Origin of the sequence: Streptomyces laculatispora (assembly GCF_017353455.1) — a bacterium.
GTDB classification, from domain to species: Bacteria; Actinomycetota; Actinomycetes; order Streptomycetales; family Streptomycetaceae; genus Streptomyces; species Streptomyces laculatispora.
The window spans coordinates 1-15,988 of the sequence record NZ_JAFMPZ010000082.1 but is presented as its reverse complement, the minus strand read 5'-3'; the positions used below and the strand labels follow the sequence as shown (position 1 = coordinate 15,988).

General features: G+C 70.8%; 19 protein-coding genes and 1 pseudogene. 8 read left to right on the top strand and 12 right to left on the bottom strand.

Annotation, left to right across the window (positions count from 1 at the left end; translation table 11 throughout):
* Positions 1–239 precede the first annotated feature (239 nt).
* The 5 genes from J1C73_RS35875 (at position 240) to J1C73_RS04410 (ending at position 3,991) form a co-directional block, all read left to right on the top strand.
* On the top strand, positions 240–320 hold the full coding sequence (locus J1C73_RS35875) for a tryptorubin family RiPP precursor (RefSeq protein ID WP_353962138.1): 81 nt from the start codon (positions 240–242) through the stop codon (positions 318–320).
* 114 nt (positions 321–434) lie between these two features.
* Positions 435–1,481 (top strand): cytochrome P450, encoded by a 1,047-nt coding sequence (locus J1C73_RS04425; protein ID WP_207315168.1) that lies wholly within the window; start codon positions 435–437, stop codon positions 1,479–1,481.
* Positions 1,482–1,767: 286 nt separating this feature from the next.
* Entirely contained in the window at positions 1,768–2,970 is a 1,203-nt protein-coding gene (locus tag J1C73_RS04420) for a S8 family peptidase (RefSeq protein WP_207315167.1), read from the top strand.
* Positions 2,971–3,059: 89 nt separating this feature from the next.
* Positions 3,060–3,611, top strand: a complete 552-nt coding sequence (locus J1C73_RS04415) for a DUF1697 domain-containing protein (RefSeq protein ID WP_242643708.1) — start codon at positions 3,060–3,062, stop codon at positions 3,609–3,611.
* Positions 3,608–3,991, top strand: a complete 384-nt coding sequence (locus tag J1C73_RS04410) for a nuclear transport factor 2 family protein (protein ID WP_207315166.1) — start codon at positions 3,608–3,610, stop codon at positions 3,989–3,991. The genes J1C73_RS04415 and J1C73_RS04410 overlap by 4 nt, the downstream gene beginning before the upstream one ends.
* Positions 3,992–4,000: 9 nt before the next feature.
* On the opposite strand, the gene J1C73_RS04405 is transcribed toward J1C73_RS04410, so the two are convergent.
* The gene (locus tag J1C73_RS04405; RefSeq protein WP_207315165.1) at positions 4,001–4,837 is read right to left on the bottom strand and encodes an ABC transporter ATP-binding protein; all 837 of its coding nucleotides are present in this window, start codon (positions 4,835–4,837) and stop codon (positions 4,001–4,003) included.
* Positions 4,838–4,850: 13 nt separating this feature from the next.
* Positions 4,851–5,720, bottom strand: coding sequence for an aldo/keto reductase (locus J1C73_RS04400; protein WP_207315164.1), 870 nt, complete (start codon positions 5,718–5,720; stop codon positions 4,851–4,853).
* A 108-nt stretch (positions 5,721–5,828) separates the two neighbouring features.
* On the opposite strand from J1C73_RS04400, the gene J1C73_RS04395 reads away from it, so the two are divergent.
* The 3 genes from J1C73_RS04395 (at position 5,829) to J1C73_RS04385 (ending at position 8,174) form a co-directional block, all read left to right on the top strand.
* The gene (locus J1C73_RS04395; protein ID WP_207315163.1) at positions 5,829–6,830 is read left to right on the top strand and encodes a ketopantoate reductase family protein; all 1,002 of its coding nucleotides are present in this window, start codon (positions 5,829–5,831) and stop codon (positions 6,828–6,830) included.
* Between the two features lie 58 nt (positions 6,831–6,888).
* Complete coding sequence (locus J1C73_RS04390) at positions 6,889–7,473, top strand: TIGR03086 family metal-binding protein (protein WP_207315162.1); 585 nt, start codon at positions 6,889–6,891, stop codon at positions 7,471–7,473.
* Between the two features lie 68 nt (positions 7,474–7,541).
* Entirely contained in the window at positions 7,542–8,174 is a 633-nt protein-coding gene (locus J1C73_RS04385; protein ID WP_207315161.1) for a mycothiol-dependent nitroreductase Rv2466c family protein, read from the top strand.
* Between the two features lie 7 nt (positions 8,175–8,181).
* On the opposite strand, the gene J1C73_RS04380 is transcribed toward J1C73_RS04385, so the two are convergent.
* The 10 genes and pseudogenes from J1C73_RS04380 to J1C73_RS04335 form a co-directional block, all read right to left on the bottom strand.
* A complete protein-coding gene (locus J1C73_RS04380; protein WP_207315160.1) occupies positions 8,182–8,952 on the bottom strand; it encodes a sirohydrochlorin chelatase in 771 nt (256 codons plus the stop codon).
* 7 nt (positions 8,953–8,959) lie between these two features.
* Complete coding sequence (locus J1C73_RS04375; protein WP_207315159.1) at positions 8,960–9,880, bottom strand: ABC transporter permease; 921 nt, start codon at positions 9,878–9,880, stop codon at positions 8,960–8,962.
* Positions 9,867–10,658: an ABC transporter ATP-binding protein gene (locus J1C73_RS04370; RefSeq protein ID WP_123463388.1), complete on the bottom strand. Its 792-nt coding sequence runs from the start codon at positions 10,656–10,658 to the stop codon at positions 9,867–9,869. The genes J1C73_RS04375 and J1C73_RS04370 overlap by 14 nt, the downstream gene beginning before the upstream one ends.
* Positions 10,659–10,697: 39 nt before the next feature.
* Positions 10,698–11,813: an ABC transporter substrate-binding protein gene (locus J1C73_RS04365; protein ID WP_207315158.1), complete on the bottom strand. Its 1,116-nt coding sequence runs from the start codon at positions 11,811–11,813 to the stop codon at positions 10,698–10,700.
* 243 nt (positions 11,814–12,056) lie between these two features.
* Positions 12,057–13,400 (bottom strand): sulfate adenylyltransferase subunit 1, encoded by a 1,344-nt coding sequence (locus J1C73_RS04360; RefSeq protein WP_207315157.1) that lies wholly within the window; start codon positions 13,398–13,400, stop codon positions 12,057–12,059.
* Between the two features lies 1 nt (position 13,401).
* A complete protein-coding gene (gene cysD, locus J1C73_RS04355) occupies positions 13,402–14,337 on the bottom strand; it encodes a sulfate adenylyltransferase subunit CysD (RefSeq protein ID WP_207315156.1) in 936 nt (311 codons plus the stop codon).
* Positions 14,334–14,903: an adenylyl-sulfate kinase gene (gene cysC / locus J1C73_RS04350; RefSeq protein WP_207315155.1), complete on the bottom strand. Its 570-nt coding sequence runs from the start codon at positions 14,901–14,903 to the stop codon at positions 14,334–14,336. The genes cysD and cysC overlap by 4 nt, the downstream gene beginning before the upstream one ends.
* Positions 14,903–15,619: a phosphoadenylyl-sulfate reductase gene (locus J1C73_RS04345; RefSeq protein WP_207315154.1), complete on the bottom strand. Its 717-nt coding sequence runs from the start codon at positions 15,617–15,619 to the stop codon at positions 14,903–14,905. Before J1C73_RS04345 ends, cysC begins: the two co-directional genes overlap by 1 nt.
* Positions 15,616–15,795: an IS1 family transposase gene (locus J1C73_RS04340; protein WP_207315153.1), complete on the bottom strand. Its 180-nt coding sequence runs from the start codon at positions 15,793–15,795 to the stop codon at positions 15,616–15,618. Before J1C73_RS04340 ends, J1C73_RS04345 begins: the two co-directional genes overlap by 4 nt.
* Positions 15,792–15,988 (bottom strand): annotated as a pseudogene (locus J1C73_RS04335) (nitrite/sulfite reductase); the annotation flags it as partial. The pseudogene J1C73_RS04335 and the gene J1C73_RS04340, both read right to left, overlap by 4 nt.

Genomic DNA, 15,988 nt, shown 5'->3' with positions numbered 1-15,988 from the left:
TGCGGGTACCGCATGGAAATTCTCCGTTTTTATTTGGCTCGTTTGGTTTCGACTGAAACGGAACGCGTGGCCGCTTTTTTCGGCGAGAAGATCATTGACAACTTCAATTGCTCTGAGCTGTACTCCTTTCGGCGGTCAGCGGTGGTGCGGATTTCCTGTTGAGATGGGAAGCCTGTATCGCAACACGGCCAAGCCATGTCCCGGAAAGTAAATTCAGAGCAAAAGGTGGAGGTGCTGTTATGAAGTTCCTTTTTCAGCTGAAGGAAAAGATGACGCCGGAGAAGAGCCTGAAGGCGTACGCCTGGTACCTCTGGTACTAAACCCGGCATACGAGTCCAGTTGACCGAGGGGCGCGGTCTCTCGGTCGGAGTCCGTGCCCGGCGTGGCCTCACGGCCCGCCGGGCACGGACGCCTCCCGCTTCTTGGAGAACACGATGCAGATATCCGGTACCGGCAGCCGTGCCCGGGACGTCGTCTTCGCGCCGAGACTCCAGGCGCTCCTGCGAGACCACCGGGGCGAGGAGGCCTTCCGGCTCGACCCCGGCACCGTCGGCGTCGCCGGGGCCGGGCTGACCGACCGCATCCTCGCCGCCAGGCCGGCCACCGAGGACGAGCGCCCCACGTTCAAGCCCCTCCACGGGCGGTCCATTCCGCGCGCCGAGGCCGCCACCGTCATGCAGGCCATCGGCCGCGACGTGCGGACGGCTCTGAAGAAGCCCGTTCCCGAGAACGCCGACCTCCGCGGTGAGTGGCCGCGCGTGGGTCACGTATACCTGCGTGACCTGATCCTCGGCGCCGATCCCTACCGGCTTCGCATCCTCATGGACCGCGCCCTGGAGCTGACGCCCAAACTCACCTGGTCGGTCATCGTCGTCGGGGCGGCCCTGCCGGGGCGGCTCCGGCCGGGCGCCCCCGTCTCCGCCATCGCGGGCCTGACCGCCGAGGCCAAGGGCTACGGCGACCGCCGCCACGCCATGGGCCTGTACCGCAGAGCTGCGGCCCCGGTCTGCTTCACCGTCTCGACACTCGTCGCCAACGCGCTCTGGCTCGGATCGCCGTTCGACGAGGAGACCTCGAACCGGAACATCCTGCACGAGTCGATGCGGTTGCTGCCGCCCTCCTGGAACATCCTGCGAAGGGCGTCCCCGGAGTACGCCGCGCTCGACCCCCGGATCGGCGCCGGCGACGACATCCTGCTCCTGCCCCTGCTGAGCCACCGGGACCCCGCGCTCTGGGAGGACCCTGATGTGTTCCGGCCCGAGCGCTGGGACGGCCTCGACCCGGACGATCAGCCCGGCTATCTGCCCTTCGGCCATGTGTCCGAGCGCTGCTGGGGGCGGCACATGGTGATGCCGCTCGCCGAGATGCTGCTCGACATGGTGCGCGGCGGGGGTCTGACGGTGGATCCCGCGCAGGCGTCCTCCGGTGTCCCCCTCGCCGGGCTGATGGGCGTGACCGGAGTGCGGATCGTCCGACGCTGAACCCCGCCCTGCTCCGCCCCGTTCGTGATGCATCGTCACGAACGGGGCGCAGTGCTGTGTCCGGGAGCGTGACCGGTGGTGTGCCCGTCGGTAACGGGCAGTGCGTGTGACGGACTTGGGTGCGGCTGGTCGACTTCTTGTGACGAAACCTTGCTCAGGTGGCCACAGGCACAGGGTGGGTCTTGATCTGGGCGCGTCAATCGGTCAGGGTTTCGAGCCAACCCCCGGAGATCTTCCGGCCGAGGGCCAATCCCCCCACAAAGAATGACGAGGAGACCCCCTCTTCATGGCACTTCACAAGCGCACCCACCGGGTCAAGCTCACCGCCGCGATCACCGCGGTCGCCGCCGCAGCAGGAATCACCCTGCTGGGCAGCCCCTTCGCCGGGGCGGCACCCGCCCCCGCGATGGGCAAGGTCTACGGTGCCGACGCGGCAACCGCCGTATCCGGCAGCTACATAGTGATGCTCGACCACAAGGCCGACAAGGCAAAGCTCGCCAAGGAGTACGGCGGCAAGCTCAAGCGCAACTACAGCTCCGCCATCAACGGCTTCTCGGCCAGCGGTCTTTCGCGGACCGAGGCCAAGCGGCTGGCGGCCGACCCGTCGGTCTCCAAGGTCGTCCAGAACAAGAAGTTCCACATCAGCGCCACCCAGGACAACCCGCCCTCCTGGGGTCTGGACCGCATCGACCAGGCCGAGACCGCCGGCGACAACGCGTACACCTACCCGGACAGCGCGGGCGAGGGCGTGACCGCGTACGTCATCGACACCGGTGTCCGCACCACGCACGAGGAGTTCGGGGGCCGGGCCAGCTCGGGCTTCGACGCCGTGGACAACGACGACAGCGCGGATGACGGCAACGGCCACGGCACCCACGTGGCCGGCACCATCGCCGGTGCGACGTACGGCGTCGCCAAGAAGGCGAAGATCGTCGCCGTCCGGGTCCTCGACGACTCCGGCTCGGGCACCACCGAGCAGGTCGTCGCCGGCATCGACTGGGTCACCGAGCACCACCAGGGCCCCTCCGTCGCCAACATGAGCCTCGGTGGCGGTGTGGACGAGGCGCTCGACGCGGCGGTCCAGAAGGCCATCGCCTCCGGTGTCACCTTCGCGGTGGCCGCCGGGAACGAGTCGGGCGACGCGAGCGAGGGCTCCCCGTCCCGCGTCCCCGAGGCCATCACGGTCGCCTCGTCCACGGTGGACGACGAGCAGTCGTCGTTCTCCAACTATGGCTCGGTCGTGGACATCTACGCCCCGGGCTCGGACATCACGTCGTCCTGGAACGACAGCGACACCGGCTCCAACACCATCTCCGGTACGTCCATGGCGACCCCGCACGTCGTCGGTGCCGCCGCCGTCTACCTGGCGGGACACCCGGACGCCACCCCGGCGGAGGTCTCCACGGCACTGACCGACGGAGCCACCCCGGACGCCATCAGCAACGCCACCGAAGGTACGGCGAACAAGCTGCTGAAGGTCGTTGAGTAACAGCACCACCCCTGACCGGCGGCCACCGCGCCCTCCCCCACGGGGCGCGGCGGCCGCACGGCTCGAGCTGATCGTCCTATGGTGTGCCCATGACGATGTACGCGGCCCTGCTGCGCGGGATCAACGTGAGCGGCCACCGCAAGGTGCCGATGGCCGAACTCCGCGCGCTGCTCACCGGACTGGGACACGGCGATGTCCGTACCTACCTGCAGAGCGGCAACGCGGTCTTCAGCAGCGAATCCGGCGACGAGGACGCGCTCACCGCGGAGCTGGAGCGGGCCATCGAGGAGCAGTTCGGCTTCGCGGTGGAGTGCCTGGTCAGGGATGCCGCCTACCTCGCCGCCGTGGCCGGCGCCTGCCCGTTCCCGGCTGCCGAGGTCCAGGGCAGGCAATTGCACGTCACCTACTTCGACCAGCCGGTCGACGCCGCCCACTTCGCCTCGCTGGAAGCCGCCGCCTATCTCCCCGAGGAGTTCCGGCTCGGCGACCGTGCCCTCTACCTCTACGTCCCGGACGCCCTCGGTGGCTCCAGGCTCGCCGCCGCCCTGTCCCGGCTCGCGGTCGGCAAGGGCCTCGTCGCCACCTCACGCAACTGGAACACCGTCACCCGGCTCGTGGAGATGACCGGAGGTGGCGCGTGAGCGAGCCGTCGCCCGGCGTGGCCGCGGCGGTCGAGGGCGAACTCCGCCTCCTCGACCCGCTGGTGCAGGCCTCCGCCGAACTCCTCGTCCAGGTCCTGCACCCCGACTTCCGCGAGGTCGACACGACCGGCCGCCACCGGGACCGCGACATGGTCATCACCTCGCTGGTCACGGGCGCCGCCGCGGGCCCCGGACAGCTCACCGCCTCACGGATGCGCGGGGTCCAGCTCGCCGACGAACTCGTCCACGTCACCTTCGACACCGAGGCCAAGGGCGAGTGCGCCCACCGCAGTTCACTGTGGCGGCTCACCGAGACGGGGTGGCTGCTCTATTACCACCAGGCCACCCCCTTCGTCACCGCACCGGCGGCCGACGGCTGAGCGGCCGGGTCAGCGGCCGGCGGCCGGGCGGGCCCGCGCCGTCCACCGCCCGTCCGTGCGGGAGATCCGTACCGGATGACCGAAGCAGTCGCTGACCTGATCCGTGGTCAGCACCTCGTCCGCCGGCCCTGAGGCCACACATCGTCCGCCGCGCAGCAGCATCGCATGGGTGGTGGAGGCGGGCAGCTCCTCCAGATGGTGGGTCACCAGCACCGTCGCCAGCTCCGGGTGCTCCTCGCGCAGGGCGTCCAGACTGTCCAGCAGCTGCTCGCGGGCAGCCAGGTCCAGCCCGGTGGCCGGCTCGTCGAGCAGCAGCAGCCGGGGCTGCGGCATCAGTGCGCGGGCGATGAGCGTACGGCCCCGCTCGCCCTGCGACAGCGCGGGCCAGCGCGCCCCCTCCTTGCCGCCCATGCCCAGCATCTTCAGCAGCCGGTCCGCCCGCTCCCGCTGCTCCGGGCTCGCCGACCAGCGCGGCACCGGCTCGACCGAGTTGGTCAGCCCCGTCAGCACCACGTCGTTCACCGACAGCGGCGAACGCAGCGGATGGCGCGGATCGACATGCCCCAGCAGCGTCCGCAGCTCCCGCAGATCGACCCGCCCGACGGTGCGGCCCAGCACCTCCACCGTGCCCCGGGTGGGATGTCTGATCGCACCGAGCAGCCCCAGCAGGGTGCTCTTGCCCGCACCGTTGGCGCCGAGCAGCGCCCAGTGCTCCCCGCCGCGCACGGTCAGCGAGACCGAGTCGAGCAGGACCCTGCCGTCCCGTACGAGCGTGACGCCGTCGGCCCTGATCACCGGGACCGGGGCCGTCGGCGAAGGCGGGACGAGGGGGGCGGTGGTGGTCACGTGCGGTACTCCTTCATGCGGATGCGAGCGCCTCCAGGAGGCTCATGTCATCGGTCGACAGCCGGATCTCCCCGGCCCGGAGGTTCTCCGCGAGATGGAGGGGCGAACCGGTGCCCGGAGTCGGGCACAGCGCGGGGGAGTGGTGCAGCAGCCAGGCGAGGGCGATCTGCCCGCGGGTGGCACCGTGGCGTTCCGCGACCCCGGCGAGCGCCGCGGCGCCTTCGCCGGTCAGGGCGCCGTTCGCCAGCGGGAACCAGGGCAGGAAGGCCAGGCCATGGGCCTCGCACACCCTCAGTACCGCGTCCGACGAACGGTCGAGGAGATTGAACCGGTTCTGCACCGAGGCGATCCCGGTCAGGGAGAGCGCCTGCTCCAGCTGGTCGGCGGTAAGGGTGTCCAGACCGATGTACCGGATCTTACCCTCCTGCCGCAGCGCGTCCAGAGCGCCCAGCTGCTCGGCCAACGGCACCTGCGGATCAAGCCGGTGCAGCTGGTAGAGGTCGATCCGGTCGGTCCGCAGCCGGCGCAGACTGGCCTCGCACATCGCCCGCAGCTGCTCGGGCCGCCCCGCGATGTGCCAGGCGCTGTCACCGGTCCGGACGACGCCGCCCTTGGTCGCGATCACCAGATCGTCGCGGTACGGGTGCAGCGCCTCGGCGACCAGCTCCTCGGCCACCCCCGGACCGTAGTTGTCGGCGGTGTCGATCAGGGTCACGCCCCGGTCGACCGCCGCCCTGAGTACGGTCAGCGACTCCTGCCGCTCGCCGCGGCGGCCCCAGTACCCCGGGCCGGTCAGCTGGGCGGTGCCGTAGCCGAGACGGCGCACGGGCAGCTCGCCGCCGAGGAGGAAGGAGTCGGCGGGGGATCGGGACACGGAAGACATAAGGGAAACAGTAGTCTGGATGGTGGATGCAACTTCCGGCCGGGGGGAGTGCCTTGCCGCCACTGCGGCGGGCCACCGCCCCGAGCCGTGGCCGTGCGGAGGAGCGGGATGCGCTACGTCATCGTGGGAGCGGGCGCCGTCGGCGGCGCCATCGGCGGACGGCTGGCCGAGGCGGGCCACCGCGTGGTGCTCGTGGCCCGCGGAGCCCAGTACGCGGCGCTGCGCACCGGCGGACTCCGGCTCGCCACCCCCGACGGCACCCGCACCCACGAGCTCCCCGTCGTCGACGGGCCCGAGGCGCTCCCGCTGGCCCCGGACGACGTCCTCGTACTCGCCGTCAAGACGCAGGACAGCATCGCCGCACTCGACGCCTGGAGCGCCCGGCCGGTGGCGGGCGGCGGCACGGCCGGTGAACGGCTGCCGCTGATCTGCGCGCAGAACGGCGTGGAAGGCGAACGCCTCGCGCTGCGCCGCTTCGACCGGGTGTACGGCATGTGCGTCTGGCTGCCCGCGACCTTCGTGCGGCCCGGCGAGGTGTCCGCGGCCGGAACCCCGCTCACCGGCATCCTGCACCTGGGCCGCTACCCGTCGGGGACCGACGACACCGCCCGGCGGATCTCCGCCGACCTGGAGCAGGCGAAGCTGCTCGCCCCCGTGGTGGCGGACGTGATGCGCTGGAAGTACGGCAAGCTGCTCTCCAACCTGGCCAACGCCATCGAGGCGGCCACCGGCCCGCTCACCGGGGACGACGCCACCGCCCTGTTCAGGAGGGCGCTGGCCGAGGGGCAGGCCGTGCTCAAGGCGGCCGGCGCCGAGGCGGTGGGCCAGGCCGAACAGGCCGAGGCGCGCGGCGACCGGATCCGCTTCGAACCCTTCGACGGCTCCCCGCGCAGCGGCGGCTCCTCGTGGCAGAGCCTCAGCCGGGGCACCGGCACGATCGAGGCCGACTACCTCAACGGCGAGATCGTGCTGCTCGGCCGGCTCCACGGCGTACCCACCCCGGTCAACGACGTGCTGCGGCGGATCGCGAACAGCTGCGCCCGGGAACGACGCGAACCCGGCTCGATGTCCGTCGCCGAGCTGACCGCACTGGTCGACGCGGCCGTCTGACCGTCGCTGTCGCTTTTCTTCAATACCCTGGGCGGGCGCCGGTCCTAGCCTGTTCCGCATGAAGACCGAGCACGACCGTATGACTGAATGCGCCGCCGAGGCGGCCCGAGTGGCCCGCGCCGTCAGCGCCGCCCAACTCGACAACTCCGCGACTCCCTGCGAAGGCTGGGACGTCCGCGGGCTCATCAACCACTGGGTGCTCTACACCTCGCACGGCATGGAGCACCGCGCCCTGCGCACGGAGATCCCCGGGGAACTCACCACCCGCGACTTCACGGCGGACGCCGACTGGGCCGAGCGGTACGCGGCGCAGCTGGACCGCGCCGTCGCCGCCTGGTCCGACCCCGCCGTCTGGGAGGGCACCATCGGACAGGGCGACTCGGCCTCCCCGGCCGCGGACACCGCCGAGATGCTCATCATGGAGACGGCGCTGCACGGCTGGGACGTGGCACGGGCCACCGGCCAGCAGTTCCGGCTCTCCGACGAGGCGGCCGGCTACGTCCTGGAGGTCGTCGAGAAGACCGCCGGGCTCTACCGGCAGTACGAGGGCTTCGCCGCCGAGATCACCGTCGGGAACCGGGTGTCCGGCTTCGAGCGGGCCGTGGCCCTGAGCGGGCGCGATCCGCGGTGGGCCGCCGCCTGAAAGTGGCCCAGCCAGACAGCCGGTGAATGGCCCGCCCAACTGCGCCACCGGCTGGCTACGCTCAGGGCATGACCACTCACCGCAGCACGGACACGGGCAGGCCCGCCGTCGACTTCTACTTCGACCCGGCCTGCCCGTTCGCCTGGATCACCTCGCGCTGGATGCTGGAGGTGGAGCAGCAGCGCGACATCGAGCTCCGTTTCCACGTGATGAGCCTCCACCTGCACAACACCGGCAACGAACTCCCCGACTGGTACCGCACCCTGGTCGACAAGTCGATCGGGCCGGTGCGGGTCGCCGTCGCGGCGGCCGAGCAGCACGGCGACGCCGTCCTGCGCGACCTGTACACGGCCTTCGGCACCCGGATCCACCAGCAGAAGAACGAGGACTTCGACGAGGTGATCGCCCAGTCCCTCGACGAGCTGGGTCTGCCCGCCGCGCTGGCCGCCGCCGCGCACACGGACACCTACGACGCGGCGCTGCGGCGCAGCCATGACGCGGGCAAGGACCCGGAGGCGGACGGATACGTGGGTACGCCGACCATCCATGTCGACGGGAGCGTCTGGTTCGGCCCGGTGCTGCGGGCGGTGCCGCGCGGTGAGGAGGCGGCGCGGCTGTTCGACAGCTTCCGGGTGCTCGCCGGCCACGAGGACCTCTTCGAGCTCAAGCGCACCCGCACGGGCAGTCTGGACGTCGGCTGAGCAGGGGCTACGCGCTGAGCGGCGCCGTCCGGGCGGTCGCCACCAGCGACTCGTCGTACCGGTCGAGCAGCAGCCGCGCCAGCTCCGGCGACGGGCCCAGCACCCCGGCCAGTACCTCGGCACCGGCCTCGGCCGCCCCCGCCGCGATGCGGTCCGGGAGGCGGCCGGGGGCGATGACGTACGGGGCGACCGCCACCCGGCGCACACCGTCGGCGCGCAGGGCCCGTACCGCGTCCTCGGTGCGGGGATAGCCCCCGGAAGATACAGCGGAGGCGAACGCAGGCCGCACGGAACACCAACCGGTGTGCCGCAGCTCCCGCGCGATTTCAGCGATCACTGCGATCGCCTCCGGGTCTGTGGAGCCCGCCGAGGCCAGGACGAGCCCGGTCGAGCTTCGGTCGCCGGGGCGGACCCCGGCCTCGTGCAACCGCCGTTCCAGGGCGGAGTTCAGCAGCGGCGACGGGCCGAGCACCTCGGCCTGCCGCACCCGCAGCCGCGGCAGCCCGGTACGGGCCTCCCGCAGTACCGCCGGGATGTCCGACTTGGCGTGGAAGGCCCGGGTCAGCAGCAGCGGAAGCGCCACCACCTCACCCGCGCGCTGCGCGGCCAGCCGCTCCAGGACCCGCGGCACCGAGGGCGCGTTGAAGTCCAGGAACCCGGTCTCCACCCGCAGCCCCGGCCGCAGCGCCCGTACCCGCGCGGTGAGCGCGTGCACGGTCGCGGCGTGCCGGGGATCGCGGCTGCCGTGGGCGATGACGAGGAGGACCGGAGCGTTCATACCGTTCTCAGTTCTTGACCAGGAGACCGCGGCTGCGCAGCACCCACCGCTCCAGCGGACTGAAGATGAGCAGATCGATGGCGATGCCGACGATCAGGATCAGGAAGATGGCGAGGAAGACCATCGACATGCTGCTGGTCTCACGGCCCTGCTCCAGCAACTGTCCCAGGCCCACGCCCAGATCGGGCGACGAGGCGATGATCTCGGCGGCCATCAGCGAGCGCCAGGAGAACGCCCAGCCCTGCTTCAGCCCCGCCAGATAGCCGGGCAGGGAGGCAGGGAGCACGATGTGCCAGGTGCCGCGCAGCCCGGTGGCGCCCAGCGTCTGGCCGGCCCGCAGATGCAGCGGCGGGATCTGGTCGACACCGGCGACGAGACCGTTCGCGATCGACGGGACGGCGCCCAGCAGGATCACCGCGTACATCATCCGGTCGTCCAGCCCCAGCCAGATGACCGCGGGCGGTACCCACGCCACCGACGGCAGTGACTGCAGACCCGAGAGCACCGGACCGATCGCCGCGCGCACCACCTTCACCCGCGACACCAGCAGCCCCAGCGGGGTGCCGATGACGAGCGCGAGGAGGAAGCCCAGCAGACCGCGCGAGACGCTGGTCCAGATGTAGCCGAGCAGGGTGCCCTGGGCCCAGGCGTTGGACACCTCGTCCCAGACCTGGGCCGGTGAGGGCAGTTTGTAGTCGTCGGTGACCTTCGCCCAGATCAGGATCTGCCAGATGAGGAGCACCAGCGCGACGGCCACCACCGGAGGCAGCACCTTCTGCACCAGCACCTGGCGCACCGGGGTCCGGCTCACCCGCACCGCGTCGAGGGCGTCGAGCCCCGCTTCGAGGCCGGCCAGGTCCTGGGCGGCGTCCTTCGGGGCGCCGTCCCCGGTGGTGCTGCCCTTGGCGGTGGTCTCAGTGCTGGCCATGTCGGCGGATCTCCCCACGCAGTTGTTCGGTGATCTCGACGGAGAGCTCCGCCACGGCGGTGTCCTCGATGCGGCGCGGCTGCTCGATGTCGACCGTCCACTCCCGGGCGATCCGGCCCGGCCGCGAGGAGAGCAGGACGACCCGCTCGGCGAGCCGGACCGCCTCCCGCACGTTGTGCGTGACGAACAGGACCGAGACGTTCGTCTCGCGCCAGATCCGGGTCAGCTCGTCGTGCAGCACATCCCGGGTGATGGCGTCGAGTGCGGCGAACGGCTCGTCCATCAGGAGCAGTTGGCTGTCCTGGGCGAGCGCGCGGGCCATCGCCACCCGCTGCCGCATCCCGCCCGAGAGCTCGTGCACCCGCTTGCCGTACGCCCCGCCCAGGCGGACCAGTTCGAGCAGCCGCTCCGCCTCGGTGCGCCGCTCCGGCTTCGCCACGCCGCGCAGCCGCAGCGCCAGTTCGATGTTCTTGCCCGCGGTCAGCCACGGGAAGAGGGCGTGCTCCTGGAACATCAGGGCCGGCCGGCCGCCGGGGGTCTCGATGGACCCCCCGGTCGGACGGTCGAGCCCGGCCACCAGATTGAGCAGCGTCGATTTGCCGCACCCGGAGGCTCCCAGGAGGGTGACGAACTCACCGGGAGCGACATCGAGGGTGATGTCGTCCAGGACGAGCTGCTGTCCATCCGGTCCGCCGAAGGACTTCGAGACGTGGTCGATACGGGCGGCGTGCCCGACCGCCGTACGGTCCTCGGCCTTGGTGAGAGTGGTCGTGGCCATGGTCGTCACCTCCTGGGAGATCCTGGAACGGTCGGGTGGTTACTTGACGCCGAGACCGGCGTCGGCGACCTCGGGCTTGCCCGCGGCCTTGAGGATCTTGTTCAGCGGCTCCAGGTCGTAGATGCCCGTCAGGTCCGCCCCGTCCAGGAGGCCCGCCTTCACCGCGTGCTTCGCCTCGGTGTCGAGCGTGGCGGCCAGCGGGTCATCGGTGAACTGGATCGACTTCCACGCCGGGTCGATGACGTCCGCCGGCAGTTCCTTGCCGGACAGCGTCTTGAGCGCGGTGTTGGCGGACGCCTTCGCCTTGTCCGGGTTGGCGTTGATCCACGCGTTGGTGTTGACCGAACCGCGCAGCACCGCCTCGACGACGTCCCGGTGCTCGGTGAGGAACTTCTGCGACACGATGATGTTCGTGATCACGAACTTGTTGTCCGGCCACAGCGTCGACTCGTCCAGGAGCACCTTCGCGCCCTGCGCGACCAGCTTGGACGCGGTCGGCTCGGGCACCCAGGCGCCGTCGATGGAGCCGGACTTGTAGGCGTCCGGGGTCACCTTGTTGTCCGTGCGGACCACGGAGACGTCGCCCTTGCCGCTCTGGGCGTCGACCTTCCAGCCCTTCTCGGAGATCCAGTTGAGGAAGGCCACGTCCTGGGTGTTGCCGAGCTGCGGGGTGGCGATCTTCTTGCCCTTGAGGTCGTCCAGGGTCTTGATCTTCTTCGGGTTCACGACCAGCTTCACTCCGCCGGAGGCCGAACCGCCGATGATGCGCAGACTCTTGCCCCCGGACTTCGTGAAGCCGTTGATGGAGGGCGACGGGCCGATGAAGCCGATGTCGATCGAACCGGCGTTGAGCGCCTCGATCTCGGACGGGCCCGCGTTGAACGTCGAGGGCTTGACCTCGGTTCCGCCGAGCTCCTTGGCGATGATGCCTTCCTGGATGCCGACCAGGGCGGTGGCGTGCGTGAGGTTCGGGAAGTAGCCGATCTTCACGGTGTCCGCGGAGAGCTTCTTGTCCCCGGCGGAGACGTTCGCCTTCTTGGCGTCGTCGTCCTTCGCCTCGGAACCGTAACCGCAGGCGGTGAGCGCCACGGCGAGCAGCGGCAGGGCGGCGGCAGCGGCGATGCTGCGGCGCAGGGTGGTACGGGGGGCAGGCACGGGAGGATTTCCTCTCGGAGGCCCGGTGCTCACGTCCCTCGGAAGTCCGGGGACGCGGCCGGGAGGTCGGCAGGTCTTCGTCTGAACTGGCGTTGCAGGCGGTGCGGTTGGTGCTGCCGGGCGCGCAGGCAGTGCGCGTACGTCATCGCGCACATCGCGCAACCCCGCCCTGGCCGCTGCCGAGGGCGCCGCTGCCGACGCGGCCGCCCTCCTTCGCGAAGGTCGAGAAGATGTCGGTGCTCATCAGAAGTCCCACTCGGCGTCGTCGCCCGCCGGAGCCGGTGCCTGCGTCACGGCGGCGAACGAGACGCCCGCCATGCCGGCCGACAGCGTGGTGCCGTCCGCCGGGTCGATCAGCAGGAAGGAACCGGTGCGGCGCGAGTCGGCGTACGCGTCGAGCGCGAGCGGCTCGGCGGTGCGCACCACGACCCGGCCGATGTCGTTGGCGACGAGCTGCCCCGGGGCCGGGTGCTGCGAGAGGTCGTCCAGCGTGAGGCGGGACGGGATGTCCTTGACGATCGCCTTGACCGTGCGGGTGGTGTGCTTGATCAGCACCCGCTGGCCCACGGTGAGCGGCTGGTCCGCGACATGGCAGACGGTCGCCTCGACGTCCTGGGTGACCGCCGGAGCGTCGTCCGACGGTGCGATCAGGTCGCCGCGCGAGACGTCGACGTCGTCGGCGAGCCGGACGGTCACCGACTGCGGGGCCCAGGCGATGTCCACGCTGTCGCCGAGCAGGTCGATCCCGGCGATCGTCGATGTACGGCCCGAGGGCAGTACGGTGACGGGCTCGCCGACCCGGAACACACCGGCGGCGATCTGGCCCGCGTAGCCCCGGTAGTCGGGGTGCTCGGCGGTCTGCGGCCGGATCACGTACTGGACCGGGAAGCGGGCGTGGCAGGCGGTGAGGTCATGGCTGACCGGGACCGTCTCCAGGTGCTCCAGAACGGTGGGGCCGCCGTACCAGTCCATGTGGGCGGACGGCTCCACGACGTTGTCGCCGGCCAGTGCGGAGATCGGGATCGCGGTGATCTCCGGTACGCCGAGGGAGGCCGCGTAGGCGGTGAACTCCTCGGCTATGGCGGCGAACACCGGCTCCGCGTAGTCGACCAGGTCCATCTTGTTCACGGCCAGCACCACGTGCGGGACGCGGAGCAGGGCGGCGACGGCGGCGTGCCGACGGGTCTGCTCGACGACCCCGTTGCGGGCGTCGACCAGGACCACGGCCAGCTCGGCCGTGGAGGCGCCCGTCACCATGTTGCGGGTGTACTGCACATGGCCCGGGGTGTCGGCGAGGATGAACCGGCGCCGGGGGGTGGCGAAGTAGCGGTAGGCGACATCGATGGTGATGCCCTGCTCGCGCTCGGCCCGCAGTCCGTCGGTCAGCAGCGCCAGGTCCGGCGCCTCCTGGCCGCGCTTGCGGGACGCGTCCTGGACCGCCTCCAGCTGGTCGGTGAGGACCGACTTGGAGTCGTGCAGAAGCCGTCCCACGAGGGTGGACTTGCCGTCGTCGACGGACCCCGCGGTGGCGAACCGCAGCAGGGTGGTGGTCGACAGACTCTCGGCGAGCTGGATGGGTGTGGTCATTTTAGAAGTACCCCTCGCGCTTGCGGTCTTCCATCGCGGCCTCGGACATCTTGTCGTCGGCACGGGTCGCGCCCCGCTCGGTGAGCCGGGAGGCGGCGATCTCGGTGATCACGGCGTCCAGCGTGGTGGCGTCGGAGTCGACGGCGCCGGTGCAGGACATGTCGCCGACGGTGCGGTAGCGGACCTGACGGGTCTCGGTCTTCTCGTGCTCCTTGGGACCGCCCCAGTCGCCCGCGGTCAGCCACATCCCGGAGCGGTTGAAGACCTCGCGCTCATGGGCGAAGTAGATCTCCGGGAGCTCGATGCCCTCGCGCTCGATGTACTGCCACACGTCGAGCTCGGTCCAGTTGGAGATCGGGAACACCCTGACGTGCTCACCGGCGGCGTGCCGGCCGTTGTACAGCTGCCACAGCTCGGGGCGCTGGCGGCGCGGGTCCCACTGGGAGAACTCGTCGCGCAGCGAGAAGACCCGCTCCTTGGCGCGCGCCTTCTCCTCGTCGCGGCGGCCGCCGCCGAACACCGCGTCGAAGCGGTGCTGCTGGATCGCCTCGGTCAGGGGCACGGTCTGCAGCGGGTTGCGGGTGCCGTCGGGGCGCTCGCGGAGCTTGCCCGCGTCGATGTACTCCTGGACGGAGGCGACGTGCAGACGGAGTCCGTGCTCGGCGACCGTGCGGTCCCGGTACTCCAGGACCTCGGGGAAGTTGTGCCCGGTGTCCACGTGCAGCAGCGTGAACGGCACCGGCGCGGGCGCGAACGCCTTGAGCGCCAGGTGCAGCATCAGGATCGAGTCCTTGCCGCCGGAGAACAGGATCACCGGCCGCTCGAACTCTCCCGCCACCTCACGGAAGATGTGCACCGCCTCGGACTCCAGGGAGTCCAGGTGGCTGAGTGCGTACGGATTGTCGGTGCCTTCCGACACAGTCGCGACGGTCGTCACGCTGCACCCCTCTCGCTCAGCAGCGCGTACAGCTCCGCCGCGGACTCCTGCACGGTCTGCTGGTGCGACTCGATCCGCAGATCCGGCGACTCGGGGGCCTCGTAGGGGTCGTCCACCCCGGTCAGCCCGCTGAGCTCGCCCGCCGCCTGCTTGGCGTAGAGCCCCTTCACATCGCGCACCGAGCACACCTCGACCGGAGTGGCGACATGCACCTCCAGATAAGCGGTGCCCTCGGCCTGGTGACGCTTGCGGACCGCGTCCCGGCTGTCCGCGTACGGCGCGATGACCGGGACCAGGACCTTCACGCCGTTGGCCGCCAGCAGTCCGGCGACGAAGCCGATCCGCTGGACGTTGGTGTGCCGGTCCTCGCGGGAGAAGCCGAGGCCCGCGGAGAGGAACTCCCGGATCTCGTCGCCGTCCAGCACCTCCACCCGGTGGCCCTCGCCGCGCAGCCGCCCGGCGAGTTCGTACGCGATGGTGGTCTTGCCCGCGCTCGGCAGACCGGTCAGCCAGATGGTGGCTCCCGTCTCCGTCACGCTCATCGAATTCTCCTGATCAGTCGTCATCAGCCGTGCAGCCCGCACTCGGTCTTGCCCCGCCCGGCCCAGCGGCCGGCGCGTGCGTCCTCGCCCTCCAGCACCCGTCGGGTGCAGGGCGCGCAGCCCACGGAGGCGTATCCGTCCATCAGCAGCGGGTTGGTGAGGACACCGTGCTCCGCGACGTACGCGTCGACGTCGTCCTGGGTCCAGCGGGCGATCGGCGAGACCTTCACCTTCTGCCGCTTCTCGTCCCAGCCGACCACCGGTGTGTTCGCCCGGGTGGGGGACTCGTCGCGGCGCAGTCCGGTCGCCCAGGCCGTGTACGAGGTCAGGCCCTCCTCCAGCGGCTTGACCTTGCGCAGCTTGCAGCAGAGGTCGGGGTCGCGGTCGTGCAGCTTCGGCCCGTGCTCCGCGTCCTGCTCGGCCACGGTCTGCCGCGGGGTCAGGGTGATGACGTTGACGTCCATCACCGCCTCCACCGCGTCGCGGGTGCCGATCGTCTCGGGGAAGTGGTAGCCGGTGTCGAGGAAGACGACGTCCACGCCGGGCAGGGCCCGGGAGGCGAGGTGCGCGACGACCGCGTCCTCCATCGAGGAGGTGACGCAGAAACGCGGGCCGAAGGTCCGGGTGGCCCACTGCAGGATCTCCGGTGCGGAGGCGTCCTCCAGCTCGCGGCCGGCCCGCTCGGCCAGCTCCCTGAGGTCCTCCGACGTGAGCTCTTCGATCTTCAGGGTGTCCGTCATATCCCGTCCCCTTCACCGTCGTTGCGCGTCAGTCCCCGGGTCAGCAGGCCCAGGAACTTCAGCTGGAACGCTCGGTTGCAGGAGGCGCATTCCCAGGCCCCGTGCCCCGCCTCGTGCGGGCGCAGGTCCTCGTCACCGCAGTAGGGGCAGTGGAACGGGGCGGCGCGCTCGCTCATGACAGCGACTCCGCGCTGGCCCGTGCCGCCCAGGTCGCGAAGCGCTCGTCGGGCTCGCGCTCCTTCTGGAAGTTCCCCAGCACCCGCTCGACGTAGTCGGGCAGTTCGTCCGAAGTGACCTTCAGGCCGCGGACCTTGCGGCCGAATCCGGCCTCCAGGCCGAGCGCGCCGCCCAGGTGCACCTGGTAGCCCT